Origin of the sequence: Methylobacillus methanolivorans (assembly GCF_044751345.1) — a bacterium.
In the GTDB taxonomy this organism is placed as follows: Bacteria; Pseudomonadota; Gammaproteobacteria; order Burkholderiales; family Methylophilaceae; genus Methylobacillus; species Methylobacillus methanolivorans.
The window spans coordinates 1,195,867-1,208,624 of sequence record NZ_JBIWXY010000001.1 but is presented as its reverse complement, the minus strand read 5'-3'; the positions used below and the strand labels follow the sequence as shown (position 1 = coordinate 1,208,624).

15 protein-coding genes are annotated in these 12,758 nt (G+C 51.6%); 4 read left to right on the top strand and 11 right to left on the bottom strand.

Annotated features, from left to right (window positions below; genetic code table 11):
* Positions 1-49 precede the first annotated feature (49 nt).
* Positions 50-1,210, top strand: a complete 1,161-nt coding sequence (locus tag ACIKP9_RS05625; protein ID WP_400880376.1) for a JmjC domain-containing protein — start codon at positions 50-52, stop codon at positions 1,208-1,210.
* A 49-nt stretch (positions 1,211-1,259) separates the two neighbouring features.
* Here ACIKP9_RS05625 and flgL read toward each other — a convergent pair whose 3' ends face one another.
* The 9 genes from flgL to ACIKP9_RS05580 form a co-directional block, all read right to left on the bottom strand.
* Positions 1,260-2,174 (bottom strand): flagellar hook-associated protein FlgL, encoded by a 915-nt coding sequence (gene flgL, locus ACIKP9_RS05620; protein WP_400880373.1) that lies wholly within the window; start codon positions 2,172-2,174, stop codon positions 1,260-1,262.
* 14 nt (positions 2,175-2,188) lie between these two features.
* On the bottom strand, positions 2,189-4,126 hold the full coding sequence (gene flgK, locus ACIKP9_RS05615) for a flagellar hook-associated protein FlgK (RefSeq protein WP_400880370.1): 1,938 nt from the start codon (positions 4,124-4,126) through the stop codon (positions 2,189-2,191).
* 55 nt (positions 4,127-4,181) lie between these two features.
* Positions 4,182-5,060: a flagellar assembly peptidoglycan hydrolase FlgJ gene (gene flgJ / locus ACIKP9_RS05610; RefSeq protein WP_400880367.1), complete on the bottom strand. Its 879-nt coding sequence runs from the start codon at positions 5,058-5,060 to the stop codon at positions 4,182-4,184.
* Between the two features lie 9 nt (positions 5,061-5,069).
* The gene (locus tag ACIKP9_RS05605; RefSeq protein WP_400880364.1) at positions 5,070-6,170 is read right to left on the bottom strand and encodes a flagellar basal body P-ring protein FlgI; all 1,101 of its coding nucleotides are present in this window, start codon (positions 6,168-6,170) and stop codon (positions 5,070-5,072) included.
* Between the two features lie 8 nt (positions 6,171-6,178).
* Positions 6,179-6,850, bottom strand: a complete 672-nt coding sequence (locus ACIKP9_RS05600; protein ID WP_400880363.1) for a flagellar basal body L-ring protein FlgH — start codon at positions 6,848-6,850, stop codon at positions 6,179-6,181.
* Positions 6,851-6,876: 26 nt separating this feature from the next.
* Complete coding sequence (flgG, locus tag ACIKP9_RS05595; protein ID WP_400880360.1) at positions 6,877-7,662, bottom strand: flagellar basal-body rod protein FlgG; 786 nt, start codon at positions 7,660-7,662, stop codon at positions 6,877-6,879.
* 74 nt (positions 7,663-7,736) lie between these two features.
* The gene (flgF, locus tag ACIKP9_RS05590) at positions 7,737-8,477 is read right to left on the bottom strand and encodes a flagellar basal-body rod protein FlgF (RefSeq protein WP_230347717.1); all 741 of its coding nucleotides are present in this window, start codon (positions 8,475-8,477) and stop codon (positions 7,737-7,739) included.
* 43 nt (positions 8,478-8,520) lie between these two features.
* Positions 8,521-9,762, bottom strand: coding sequence for a flagellar hook protein FlgE (flgE, locus tag ACIKP9_RS05585; protein ID WP_400880356.1), 1,242 nt, complete (start codon positions 9,760-9,762; stop codon positions 8,521-8,523).
* A gap of 33 nt (positions 9,763-9,795) precedes the next feature.
* A complete protein-coding gene (locus tag ACIKP9_RS05580) occupies positions 9,796-10,440 on the bottom strand; it encodes a flagellar hook assembly protein FlgD (protein WP_400881874.1) in 645 nt (214 codons plus the stop codon).
* On the opposite strand from ACIKP9_RS05580, the gene ACIKP9_RS05575 reads away from it, so the two are divergent.
* Positions 10,379-10,510, top strand: coding sequence for a hypothetical protein (locus tag ACIKP9_RS05575; RefSeq protein ID WP_400881927.1), 132 nt, complete (start codon positions 10,379-10,381; stop codon positions 10,508-10,510). The two genes, ACIKP9_RS05580 and ACIKP9_RS05575, sit on opposite strands and share 62 nt — an antisense overlap.
* A 3-nt stretch (positions 10,511-10,513) precedes the next feature.
* Here ACIKP9_RS05575 and flgC read toward each other — a convergent pair whose 3' ends face one another.
* Together flgC and flgB are read right to left on the bottom strand one after the other, a co-directional pair.
* Positions 10,514-10,918 carry a flagellar basal body rod protein FlgC gene (gene flgC / locus ACIKP9_RS05570; protein WP_400880353.1) on the bottom strand — a complete coding sequence of 135 codons (405 nt, stop codon included), beginning with the start codon at positions 10,916-10,918 and terminating at the stop codon, positions 10,514-10,516.
* Positions 10,919-10,942: 24 nt separating this feature from the next.
* Positions 10,943-11,338, bottom strand: coding sequence for a flagellar basal body rod protein FlgB (gene flgB, locus ACIKP9_RS05565; protein WP_230347713.1), 396 nt, complete (start codon positions 11,336-11,338; stop codon positions 10,943-10,945).
* Between the two features lie 238 nt (positions 11,339-11,576).
* On the opposite strand from flgB, the gene flgA reads away from it, so the two are divergent.
* Together flgA and flgM are read left to right on the top strand one after the other, a co-directional pair.
* Positions 11,577-12,284, top strand: a complete 708-nt coding sequence (gene flgA, locus ACIKP9_RS05560; RefSeq protein ID WP_400880350.1) for a flagellar basal body P-ring formation chaperone FlgA — start codon at positions 11,577-11,579, stop codon at positions 12,282-12,284.
* Positions 12,285-12,437: 153 nt separating this feature from the next.
* Positions 12,438-12,740: a flagellar biosynthesis anti-sigma factor FlgM gene (flgM, locus tag ACIKP9_RS05555; RefSeq protein ID WP_230347711.1), complete on the top strand. Its 303-nt coding sequence runs from the start codon at positions 12,438-12,440 to the stop codon at positions 12,738-12,740.
* Positions 12,741-12,758 lie beyond the last annotated feature (18 nt).

Here is a 12,758-nt window from a genome sequence, read left to right as displayed (position 1 = left end):
ATTTTAACCTAATTTCTTATCAGCGTAAGCAATGCGCTATGATGCGAGCATGAAAAAACAATCATTATCAAATCCAGTTCCTTTGACTTTATTAGGCGGAATCAGTGCAGAGCAATTTCTTGCTGAGTACTGGCAAAAAAAGCCTTTGCTGATTCGTCAGGCGATGCCTGGATTTAATGGCTTGCTGAGTCCAGATGAGCTTGCTGGATTGGCTTGTGAAGAGGATGTGCAGTCTCGCCTAGTGTCGTTCAAGCGCGGCAAATGGCAGGTGGAAAACGGGCCATTGGATGAAAGACGGTTTGTCAAACTGCCAGAGCGCGATTGGACGTTGCTGGTGCAAGGTGTCAACCATCATTTACCAGAAGCGATGGATTTGTTGCAGCAGTTTGCGTTTGTACCTTACGCGAGGCTGGATGACCTGATGGTAAGTTTTGCGCCTGATCAGGGTGGGGTAGGCCCACATTTTGATTCTTACGACGTTTTCCTGCTGCAAGGTGAGGGCAAGCGCCTGTGGCGTATCAGTGAGCAAGAAGACTTGACCTTGGTGGATGATGCGCCATTGCGTATCCTGAAAAATTTTAAGACTGAGCAGGAATGGGTACTTGAGCCGGGAGATATGCTTTACCTACCTCCCCACGTGGCCCACTGGGGGATTGCAGTCGGCAATGCCATGACCTATTCCATTGGTTTTCGTGCGCCATCGGCACAGGAGTTGGCGAGTGAGTTCCTCAATTACCTGCAAGATAAACTGCAAGTATCGGGTATGTATGCAGACCCAGAATTGCAGTTGCAAACTCATCCGGCAGAGATTGGTACGCAGATGCTGGGCAAGGTTAGTGACATGCTGGACCAGATTCGCTGGCAGCCTGAAGACGTGTCAAGTTTTCTTGGGCGTTATCTTTCTGAGCCTAAGCCACATATTGTGTTTGATGAGAATGAGGCATTGAGCCTCAAGCGCTTTGTACAACAGTTGACTCAACATGGTATTGCCTTGGCTGGAAAAAGTCAGATGTTGTTTCACAAGGGGGAGTTTTTCATGAATGGTGAGCAGTTGCTTGCCAGTGCACAGCATCAAGATATATTGATGGCATTGGCAGATCACCGCTTGCTTGAAGCTAGCTGTCTTGATGCTGACGTACTAAAGGATCAGGCACTCGTGCAGCAATTGTATAACTGGTATCTGGCGGGTTATCTACAGTTCATGGAATGATGGGCTACCAATCAATCATGGATGTATGGATCTATACATCCATGTTTAATTAGATCAAGTTGAACAGCGATAAGCTGGTGGTCGCAACGAAAGCCTTTTGCGCGGCTTCCAGCACAGTTTGCTCTTTGGCGAGATCGGACAGTGCTTTTGCATAGTCCAGATCCTGTAGTTCTGACAATGACTTGGCATATTGCAGCTCACGACTGTCGCCATCGCCATTGAGGGCTGTGATCTCCTTGAGCGCCGAGCCATTACGTGCGCGTACAGTGAGTACATTATCCAGCGTGCCTTGCAAGGCATTGCTGGCTGTCGTTAATCCATCCTGCAATGCTTGGGCGTCGGCAGCGCTGGTGACGGGGGTCTGCAGCAAGTTGGTAATGGAGGCCAGGGCTGCAAAGACATCATTACCATTAGCCTGGAATACATTGGGTCCATTGTCTGTAATGGGCAATTGGCGGCTGTTGGAAACCTGTAACTGGCGTACTTGATTGTCGCCATTATAGGTCGCACCGCTAGAGTTTAATGTGTAAGGCGCTGTATTGGTGCTGTATCCGGAATACAAGTAGCTTCCACTGCCATCTTTAGCATTGGCCAGGCCGACTAATGCTTCGAGGTCGTTCTTGAGGTCAATGGCGATATAGCCGCGTTGGACATCATCATAAGAAGCGTTGCCTGCCTCGGTCAGCCGGGATTTTGCGGCAATCAGCAAGTCTGTGACGCTTTGCAGGTTGCCCTCTACCGCATTCATGCTGTTCTCGGCAAACATGCGATTGCGCTCAAGTTGGGTATTGACGCGTTGCGCGTTCTGCAACTCTAGTGAACGGGCAGCACCGACCGGGTCATCTGCAGGGGTCAGGATACGTTTTTTGCTGGCAATCTGCTGCATCAAGCGATCCTGGGAGACCTGTAACTGCGAGATTTTATTGAGGCCGTTCTGGAATATAGTGTTAGTGCTGATACGCATGATACTTTCCTCGCTTATCTGATCGACAGCACAGTTTCAAATAGGGTGCTAGCTACTTGCATGACCTTGCCTGCAGCTTGGTAGGCTTGCTGGTAACGTAGCAAGTTGACGGCTTCTTCATCCAGATTTACCCCAGACTCACCTTGCTGAGCAGTGATGGATTGGTTCAATAGCTCATCTTCTGCAGCACCGGTCACTTGCAATTCACGCGCACGGTTACCTACATAGCTGACGAGCTGGTTGAATGTGTCCTGATAAGACGCCGTACCATTCAGCATGATCTTGGCACCTTGCAATGCGGCCAGCTGCAAGGCATTGCGATTATCGCCAGCGGCATTGGTGGTGTTTGCAGCAATGCTGAACTGATCGCCATCTGCAGGGGCGCCACTCAGGCTGAAGCTGATACCTGCGACGCTAATCGTTGCGCCAGCGCTGTAGGGCACTGTGCTGCCAGCTGGATAAGTGGTTGTGACACCGGCGCTGGTGGTGACGGTAATTGCTTCACCCGCAGGGAAGCCACTCAGGTTACCGCTGTTATAACTTAAGGTGAAGGGGCTGGCCAGCGGAGCGCTGGCATAGCTGTTACTCACCGTGGCACCACTGATAGTGCCGCTTCCTGTGTTACTTGTCGCGGCAGAGGTACCTACGACTGGGGCACCGGCGGCGATGTCTGCAATCTGTTTTACTGCCATGGACAGGTCGCTTGCCGCATTAGCGGTTGGCCTGATCAGGAACTCATCCGCTGTGTTCATGGTGCCGCCGCCCAACGCGAAGCTGACGCCATCAACGGTTTGTGGCAGGCTGGAAAATGATTGCGTTGTGTTATCGCTGAGGCGGGTGACGATGTAGTTTGATCCATCGTAGCGCAACCGGTAATCGCTCGCAGTTAATTGGTTGGCATCAGTAATGCTGCTGGCAATACTGGCGTCGCCAGTGTTGCGGCTACTGGCATTGACTTGCGGTACCGGGATATTGAAAAAATTGCCGCCTTGCACATTGTTATTGGTCAGGCCTTGTTGATGCTGGGTATTAAACGATTGTGCCAGTGCAACGGCAATCTGCCCCAGGGTATTCTGGGCCTTGTCCAGGGATTCGCGGCGATACTCGATCAGCCCGCCGATGACGCCGCCTTGCAGGCTTTGTTCGGCAAGAATGGAGACGGTGGAGCCAACCTGGTAGGCAACTTCGAGTTTGCCTGGATTGGTAGGCGAGTTGACCGTGGTTAATGAATACGAAGTGAGGCCATTCACCAATGGAATACCGTTACCAATCGATACGTTGTATTTATTGCCATCCTGGACAACCACAGTGCCCTTGATTTCCTTATTGAGCGCCAATACTAGCTGGTCGCGCTGATCCAGGAGATCATTAGGCGGTTGGCCTGTGCTGGTGGTCGCAATATCAATCACTTCATTGAGACGTGCGATTTCCTTGGCATATTGATTGACGGTTTTGACGCTGGCGGTGAGTTGTGAATTTACCGAGCTTTGCATCTCCTGTAACCGGCTGCCCAAGCTGTTGAAGCGGCTAACCAAGGCCTCACCATTGGATAGCATGGCCTGACGTGATGCTGGGTCGTTAGGTGCGGAGGATAAGTCATTGATCGCATCGAAAAAATCCTGGATCGCTGGTGAAAGCCCCGCATCTGAATCTGCCAGCATATTGCTGATCTGGTTGATATTGGATATCTGAGTATTGATGGCACTGGCGATAGACTGGCTATTGCTGATCTGCCTTGATAGCAGTTCGTTGTAGATACGCTTGACCGTATCAATCTGCGTACCATTACCCAAATAACCAAAGCCCCAATTCTGTGCCTGGCCGGTCGATTGGACGATTACCTGACGCGAGTAACCATCGGTCTTGGCATTGGCAATATTGTGCCCAGTCACGCTAATGCCCACTTGGGCAGCGTTCAGTGCAGTTTTGCCGATGTTGAATATATTAGACATGATGGGTGTCGATCAAGGTTACGTAAATGGTTGAACGGCATAAAAACAGGAAACTTTAAGTCGTGGTGATGCTGTTGATCACCCGCTGCAACTTGCTGGCATATTGGGGATCGGTGGCATAACCTGCATCTTGCATCGCCTGCGCATAACCAGCGGTGCTCCCGGTATTGCTCATCACATTGTCATAGCGCGGGTTGTTGCGCATCATATTGGCAAAGTCACGGAATGAATCGGCGTAGGAGTCGTAGGCACGGAATTTCTCAATACGCTTTTGCGGCACACCATTGATGTATTCCGTCGTCAATGCTTCAACGGTTTTGCCTTTCCAGCTTGAGGTAGCCTTGATACCAAACAAGTTGTTGCTGGCAGTGCCATCTGTCCCAGTAATCTGGCGTTTGCCCCAGCCGGTTTCCAGTGCTGCCTGGCCTAGCATTAAATTAGCGGGAATGCCGCTATCTTGGCTGGCTGCCTCTGCGTGCTGGCTCATTTGCTGTACAAACTCACGTGCATTCTGTGGGGCTGATTGAGCCTGGAGAGCGGTATTTGCGGTAGAGCCCGTCGCAAGCGGCATGCTTCTCTGTGTTGGGGCGAGAGAGTCCAATTCTTCAGGTGGTACGCTGGATTGCTTGATTTGTAGCTGGCGTGCCAGCATGTCGGCTAGCCCAGTACCCCGGCTGGCGATCTGCTGGCTGAGCTGTTGGTCTAGCATGGAAACGAAGGTGCGGCTTTGTTCGCTATCGAACATGCCTTCTTTGGGTGTGGCGTCACGCATGCTTTTCAGCATCATGTTGACCATTAATGCCTCAAATTGCACGGCTGCGGCCTTGATTGATTCAGGGCTATTGTCGCGTGCAGCATATTTCAGGTTATTCAGGCTATTGGCATCCGCCGCCATTCTGCTGTTGATATCAGTATTGAGATTGTAGGCGGTCATGATGATTTCCTAGATGACTTCCAGATCTGCACGTAGCGAGCCAGCAGCTTTCATGGCTTGCAGGATAGCCAGCAGGTCTTGCGGTGTGGCACCGATAGCATTCAGTGCCTTCACGACATCGGCGAGTGAAGTGCCTTTATCCAGCTTGATTACCTTGCCTGGTTCCTTGTTGATCTCGACTTGCGAGACCGGAGCGACGACAGTTTGCCCACCAGAGAAAGCGCCTGGCTGGCTGATCGCTGGTGCCGTGTTGATCACAACGGAAAGATTACCGTGTGAAATCGCGCAGTCATCCAGCGTCACAGCTTGGTTCATCACAACGGAGCCGGTTCGGGCATTAAGGATCACCTTGGCTGTGCCTTGTGAAGGCTTGACGTCAAGGTTTTCCAAGTTGCCGAGAAAGGCAATGCGATTAGTATCCATAGGTGGTTGGATTTGGATGACGCGCCCATCCAGTGGTGTGGCCGTGCCATTGCCAAAGCGCTTGTTGATAGCATCGACCACCATGCTAGCTGTGGAAAAGTCGGCCTCTTTCAGTTCCAGCCGGATTGTGCTGGTTTCGGTGAGCTGGCTTGGTACGGCACGCTCTACAATTGCCCCTGCAGAAATACGGCCCGCACTCAGGTGGTTGATCTGGGCGCTGCTACCGCTGGCACCTGCACCTGCACCACCAATGACCAAATTGCCCTGGGCCATGGCGTAGACCTGATTATCAGCACCCTTGAGCGGTGTCATGAGCAGGGTGCCGCCACGCAGGCTACGTGCATTACCCATGGAGGATACCGTTACATCCATGTTCTGGCCCGGTTGGGCAAACGGTGGCAAGCTGCCGGTGACCATCACGGCGGCGACATTACGTAATTGCAGGTTGGTGCCAGTGGGTAGATTAATGCCCATTTGTTGCATCATGCTGACGATGCTTTGCACGGTGAAGGGCGTTTGTGTGGTCTGGTCGCCTGTGCCGTCGAGGCCGACTACCAAGCCATAACCAATCAATTGGTTGGAGCGTACGCCTTGTATCGTGGTCAGGTCCTTGATGCGCTCAGCATGAACAGGCAGGGATAATACAATGCCGAAGATAGCGACTAGGGTCAGGAGGCGTTTTGTCATGGTGATGCTCATAGTGGTGCCAGGCTCAGGAAGAACCGACCCAGAATAGACAGGATTTGCGCGGTATCAATCGTGCTATTGGTACGATATTCCACACGTGCATCCGCAATACGGCTTGAGGCCACGGTATTGCCATTGGAAATATACAGTGGGTCGACAACGCCTGAGATGCGAACAAATTCAGTGCCGCGGTCGAACGCGACTTGTTTTTCACCGCTGACGACCATATTGCCATTGGGCAATACCTCAATAACAGTTGCACTGATCGTGCCAGTAAAGGCGTTCCGCGAATTCGCAGCTGCGGCATCATTGTAAGAGTTGTCGGAGCTGGCACTGGCACTCAGGCGGGGAAAGGTTTTACCCCAGAAGCTGGTGACACTGGCATTCACATCCCCTTTTTTGCTTGCTGAATTGGTACCTGATTTGCTGGCGGTAGTGTTTTCCGTGATATTGATGACGATGGTGTCGCCTACCAAGCGTGCGCGTTTGTCTTCAAGCAGGGGGCGATAGCTGGCCGGGCTGTAGATGCCACCGCTATTGTAGGCCGTTTGTGTTGGGTACGCCGGACGAGCGGTTTTGGGCGCCTGCGTGATGCTTTTTGGTGCCACTGAGCAAGCGCTGAACAACAGCAACATGCCCAGTGCCAGCCAGTTTCTTGATCGAGTGCGCAATTGCATCATGTTTCCTTCACTACACTATGCCCGGATTAGAGCTGGGATAAGCGTTGCAACATTTGATCGGATGTGGAGATCGCCTTGCTGTTGATTTCATAGGCGCGCTGGGTCTGGATCATGCTGACCAATTCCTCGGCGACATTCACGTTGGAGGTTTCCAGATATTGATTGATCAGCAGGCCAGTGCCATTCAGGCCGGGTTGGTTGACGTTGGCCGCACCAGACGCCGCTGTTTCGATATATAGGTTTTCGCCACGGGATTGCAGGCCAGCCGGGTTGATAAAGGTAGCTAGCTGGAAGGTGCCAATCTGCACAGCGGCATTCGGGTTGTCGGGCAAGACCACGGAAACGGTACCATCACGTGCAACCGTCATGCTCAGAGCATTAGGCGGCACGATAATCGCAGGTTGCACGGTAAAGCCACTAGCAGTGACTAACTGGCCCTGATTATCAAGTTGAAAAGCGCCATCACGCGTGTAAGCAGTGGATCCATCTGGCAGCAGTACCTGGAAGAAACCTTCACCGCTAATCGCGACATCCTTGCTATTGCCTGTTTGTTGCAGGTTACCCTGAAGGTGGATACGCTCGGTGGCTACGGGGCGCACACCAGTACCCAGTTGCAAGCCAGAGGGCAGCTGGGTTTGCTGTGATGATTGTGCACCGGGCTGGCGGATGTTCTGGTAGAGCAAATCCTCGAATACGGCACGGGTTTTCTTGAAACCGTTAGTGCTGACGTTAGCCAAGTTGTTGGCAATAACGTCCATCTGCGTTTGTTGTGCATCAAGGCCGGTCTTGGCGATCCATAGCGAACGTATCATGGTCTGCTCCTTTGCAATGGCGGCCTAGGCTGCCGGTATTCTGGAAATTAAGGACTATGCTACTCCAGGGGTGCTTAACTTAAACTGAAGATCTGACCGGCTTTTGTGGCGTTATTCTCGGCGTTCTGGATCAGCTTGGTTTGCAGGTCAAACTGGCGTGCCTGGGAAATCATGTTGACCATTTCTTCCACCACATTCACGTTGCTACCCTCCAGTGCGCCACTTACTACGCTGACAGCAGCATCTGCAGCCAGGGGCTGGCCATTCTTTGGCTCGAACAATCCATCGGCACCACGTACCAAGTCGCCATCATTCGGGTTGACCAACTTTAAGCGCCCAATCATGCTGGTAAACAAGGGCACCACATTGGTAGCCACGGCGGAGACAGTGCCATCATTGGCAAAGGCAACTTTGCCTTCTGGTGGAATGGTGAGTGGGCCGCCATCGCCTACGACAGTGAGGCCGTCTTGGGTTTGCAGAACGCCGTTTTCATTTAGCTTGAAGTTGCCATTGCGGGTATAGGCTTCGGTGCCATCCGCCCGTTGCACGGCAAACCAGCCGCGATCACGGATGGCAACATCCAACTCGCGCCCCGTTGTTTGGATAACGCCACTATTGAAATTGGTGCCCACTGTGGCATCAACCACGAAAGCACGGGTGGGTAAGCCATCGCTCAAGACAGGTACGGCGCGGAAGCTGTCTATCTGGGCCCTGAAGCCAGTAGTTGTCGAGTTGGCCAGGTTATTGGCCGTAGTCGACTGCTGCTCCATGATGTGTTTCAGGCCGGTCATGGCGGTATAGATCAAACGGTCCATGGCGATTCCTTTCTATTGCTGATGGCTTAGGCGCTTAGTTCAATTAACGCAGGTTGACCAAGGTTTGCATAATCTGGTCTTCAGTCTTGATGGTTTGCGCATTGGCTTGGTATACCCGTTGTGCTGTGATCATGTTGACCAACTCAGCAGTCAAGTCGACGTTGGAATCTTCCAAACGATAGGATTGCAACACCCCCAAGCCACCAGAGTTGGCGGTACCAACCATGGGAGGGCCTGATTCAGAAGTTTCAGCCCATAGGTTGTCCCCTAATGGTTGCAGGCCGTTGAGGTTGCGGAAGTTCACCAGTGCTACTTGGCCCAGCACAGCGCTTTGACCATTGGAATAACGTCCCAGGATAGAACCATCGGCACCTACGCTAAAGCTGGAAAGGCGACCTGCACCATAACCATCCTGCCCCAAATCACTTTCGTTGAATGAGTTGGCGAATTGAGTGCTACCAGCTAGGTTTACACTGACTGACATAGGTGTTAAGCCGCCGGTGCCTACAGGAACGCTGATATTGAGATTGGCGGGGGTGAAGGTTGGGTTAATACCCGAGCCAGTGAAAGTAACGGTACCTACGGAACCACCGACTGGGGTTTGTACACCATCTGCGCTTGCCATGATAGTCCAGGTGGTAGTCGCAGTTGGCGTGGTCGTGACATTACTTTTGAGGTAGTACAACTGCACGGCATGTGAGTTGCCTAGCGAATCAAACACTTCAATCGGGGTAGAGTGGCTGTAAGTAGTGGGGTCGTTAATATCGAAGTCAGCCGGGTCAAGAATATCAGCACGGGAATCTAGGTTTAAGGGCCCGGTGATGGATGTCGTTGCTTGAGGGGCAAGATCCGCTGCATCAATACGTAGTTCACTTAGGGCACCCGTCTGTACAACGCCGTTGACAACGGAATATCCCGTGAGGCGCTGGCCTGATGCATTCTGGATATATCCGTCTTTACTCAACTGGAACTGTCCATTGCGGCCGTAACTGATAGTACCGTTATCACTCATGCGGAAAAAGCCGTTGCCGTTAATTGCAACATCCAGTGGGTTTTGCGAGTTTGAGATATTGCCTTGTGTAAATTGCTGTGTGACAGCGGCTATCTTGGTACCAATGCCGATCTTAGAAGCATTACCGCCTCCTAAGGAGTTTGCATAAACATCAGCAAACTCGGTCCGTGATTGTTTGAAGCCCACGGTACTGGCATTGGCAACGTTGTTGCCAATCACTTCAATACTCTTGGCAGCAGCGTTAAGTCCGCTTAAACCCTGTTGGAAAGCCATGTTGTTCTCCTGGTGAAGTTACCTGGGTTGTCGTTAATAAATCTGTTTGATCTTGTCGGTAGTAATGGATGCAAGGTTGCTCAGGTTCAGCTTGACCCCATCAGAACCTGTAGAAACGCTCATTACTTGTTCATAACTCAGGGTGTTTGCTGCAACAGTGGTGTTGGCGGTGGTGGCTGTGGCTTCGATGGTATAGCGACCATCTGCCAGCTTGCTGCCATCGTCACCATATCCGTTCCAGCCCAATTGCGAGATACCGGCCTGCTGATTGGTGACAGTCATTGTTTTCACGACTTTACCTGAGCTGTCTTTGATGTTGACCTTAAGGTTATCGGCGCCTACCGGTAGCTCAACCGCAAAATAAGCAGCTGATTCACCTTCGGTCTCAGTTGCTGCGAGGTAAGTACTGCTGCCTTCTACTAAGACAGTATTGCCAATCAGGCTGGATGCTTGCAAAGCCTGGGTTGCCTGCATGCTGCTGATAAAGGCAGAGAGTGAGGCATTCATTTTCTCAATCCCGGTGACTGTGGAAAGCTGAGCCATCTGGCTGGTAACTTCGGCATTGTCCATTGGGTTAAGAGGATCTTGGTTCTTCATTTGCGTGATCAGCAGCTTCATGAAGCGATCTTGCGTTTCAGAAATGCTGCTGGCTGTGCTACTGGAGCTACTACCATTCATGGTAGTGAGCAATGAATCTGAAATGCCTGAGGTGCTTGCCATGGTGGTTACTCGCTTTCAGGGTGGTTAATCGTTACTGACCGATGGTCAGGGTCTTGAGCAGCATAGATTTCGCTGCATTCATGGTTTCTACATTGTTTTGGTACGAGCGCGATGCCGATATCATGTTGACCATTTCCTCCGTGACGTTGACGTTGGGCATGGCGACATACCCATTCGCATCAGCCAAGGGGTGTTTCGGGTCATACTTCAATTGCGGGGCGGATTGATCTTCTACGACTTGCTGTACTTTCACCCCTTGTGAGCCATTGGCGTTGACGGGTACGGCTGAAAATACAATGTGCTTGGCACGATAAGGCTGACCATTGGAACTGGTCACGCTATCTGCATTGGCAAGATTGCTAGCGACGACGTTCAGGCGCTGGCCTTGGGCGCTCATGGCAGAGCCAGAAATATTGAATACATTAAAAAGTGACATGGATGTCTCCTTTGGAAATCAGGATTACTGGCCTTGTATCGCGGAGAGTAGTTTTCTGATCTGCCCGCTAATCATGGTGGCACTGGCTTCGTAACGTAATGCGTTATCCGCGAACTGCGTACGCTCTACATCCATATCCACAGTATTGCCATCAACGCTGCCTTGGATAATCGGGCGGAATAGCACGCCGTTCTGATGGCTGGCAGTGGCGGAGATATGGGCTGGGTTGGTAGTGTCGGCTTTTAGTCCCCCCCCTGCTCCAACGAGCGCCTGCTTGAAGGTATCAGCAAAATTGATGTCGCGTGCCTTATAGCCAGGCGTGTCTGCATTGGCAATGTTGGCAGCCAGCAGCTCCTGGCGTTGCCCACGCACGCGCAATGCGGTTTCATGAAAATTGAGTGCAGCATCCAACTTGTTCATCGTACAACCTCCCTTGCTAACGGCAGTCAAGAAATGCTGGAGACTGTCGTTATTTCAGATGATTGCGAGTCTAGGACTGATGATGCAAATTTCATTGCACGAATAAAAGGGATTTTCCCTTGTTGTTTCCTGCTTGCGTGTTTGCATGCCTGAGTAGAATGCACCTTCAGATGAAGTGGCAAAGGCTATCCTCAATAGGTAGATAGTGCCAGGCCTGGAACCAAGAAGGAGGGATGCAATGAAACGAGTATATATCACAGGGCGTATGATTGCCTTGCTGATTGCCTGCTTGTGGGTAATGCCGACCTCTGCAAATGGTGGCCACCAGGATTTGACGCAATTGCGACAACAGGTTGAGCAGTTTCTATTGAGCCAGAGTGCAAGCTTGCCTGGCAAGGTATCAGTATCGGCCATGGCGATTGATTCACGCCTCAAACTGGCCGGTTGTGACAATCTCCAGATGTCGCTACCGACAGGCAGTCGTATCTGGGGGCGCACCAGTGTTGGGGTGCGTTGCAATGCACCACAGGTGTGGACAGTGTATGTGCAGGCGAATGTGCAAGTGATGGCGGATTACTTGATTGCTGCTGGCCCATTGACCCAAGGACACATTATTACCGAGCAAGACCTTATCAAGGGGCAGGGTGATCTTGCCAAGTTGCCACCTGGGGTGTTCACAGATGCTAGCCAGGCAGTGGGCCGTGCTGTCTATGTTCCGTTAAGTGCAGGAACAGTGTTGCGCCAAGAGATGTTACGGGTGTTGCCAGTGGTGCAACAAGGACAAAAGGTGGTACTCAATACCATAGGCAATGGATTCAGGGTCTCTGCCGAAGGCACTGCCCTGAGTAACGCCGGGGAAGGGCAGCGAGTCAAGGTGAAGGTAGGCAATGGCCAGGTCGTCAGTGGCTTGGCACGACAGGGCGGCTTGATTGAAGTGATTTTCTAGGCTTGGTGATCAATGGGGTGTTCTTGCTACAGATGGTATGATGCTGTAAGAACGCTTTAAACTTTTTTACTAAAGTTAACAAAAATACCGCCGATAAGAGCAATATATCGGTATGTAGTTTTGCCGTAGATGAAACTAGCTTAAGGAATTGCCATGAAAATTGATGACGCACTTCAGAAAGCGGTTGCGCTGACCAATGACAAGACAGAAAACAGGCCTGCACCTCGTGCAAGCGAGACCAAGGCTACTGTAGCCGGTGAGAGTGTTACCTTGTCTCCGTTGGCTTCGCAATTGCAATCTATTGAAGCCGCCGGAGCGAATGAGCAAGTGTATGACGCGGACAAAGTGAACGCGATCAAATCTGCCATTTCCAGTGGCCAATTCAGGGTTGACTCTGAAAAGGTCGCAGATGGCCTTATCAACACAGTGAAAGACCTGCTGACAGTCCAGCGTTAAGGCTGTGCAGGAAGAAAG

Excerpts from the sequence above, each read along its gene's own strand:
- ACIKP9_RS05625 (WP_400880376.1), top strand. The coding sequence starts at position 50 with ATGAAAAAACAATCATTATCAAATCCAGTTCCTTTGACTTTATTAGGC.
- flgL (WP_400880373.1), bottom strand. The coding sequence starts at position 2,174 with ATGCGTATCAGCACTAACACTATATTCCAGAACGGCCTCAATAAAATC.
- flgK (WP_400880370.1), bottom strand. The coding sequence starts at position 4,126 with ATGTCTAATATATTCAACATCGGCAAAACTGCACTGAACGCTGCCCAA.
- flgJ (WP_400880367.1), bottom strand. The coding sequence starts at position 5,060 with ATGACCGCCTACAATCTCAATACTGATATCAACAGCAGAATGGCGGCG.
- ACIKP9_RS05605 (WP_400880364.1), bottom strand. The coding sequence starts at position 6,170 with ATGACAAAACGCCTCCTGACCCTAGTCGCTATCTTCGGCATTGTATTA.
- ACIKP9_RS05600 (WP_400880363.1), bottom strand. The coding sequence starts at position 6,850 with ATGATGCAATTGCGCACTCGATCAAGAAACTGGCTGGCACTGGGCATG.
- flgG (WP_400880360.1), bottom strand. The coding sequence starts at position 7,662 with ATGATACGTTCGCTATGGATCGCCAAGACCGGCCTTGATGCACAACAA.
- flgF (WP_230347717.1), bottom strand. The coding sequence starts at position 8,477 with ATGGACCGTTTGATCTATACCGCCATGACCGGCCTGAAACACATCATG.
- flgE (WP_400880356.1), bottom strand. The coding sequence starts at position 9,762 with ATGGCTTTCCAACAGGGTTTAAGCGGACTTAACGCTGCTGCCAAGAGT.
- ACIKP9_RS05575 (WP_400881927.1), top strand. The coding sequence starts at position 10,379 with ATGAAGCGATCTTGCGTTTCAGAAATGCTGCTGGCTGTGCTACTGGAG.
- ACIKP9_RS05580 (WP_400881874.1), bottom strand. The coding sequence starts at position 10,440 with ATGAATGGTAGTAGCTCCAGTAGCACAGCCAGCAGCATTTCTGAAACG.
- flgC (WP_400880353.1), bottom strand. The coding sequence starts at position 10,918 with ATGTCACTTTTTAATGTATTCAATATTTCTGGCTCTGCCATGAGCGCC.
- flgB (WP_230347713.1), bottom strand. The coding sequence starts at position 11,338 with ATGAACAAGTTGGATGCTGCACTCAATTTTCATGAAACCGCATTGCGC.
- flgA (WP_400880350.1), top strand. The coding sequence starts at position 11,577 with ATGAAACGAGTATATATCACAGGGCGTATGATTGCCTTGCTGATTGCC.
- flgM (WP_230347711.1), top strand. The coding sequence starts at position 12,438 with ATGAAAATTGATGACGCACTTCAGAAAGCGGTTGCGCTGACCAATGAC.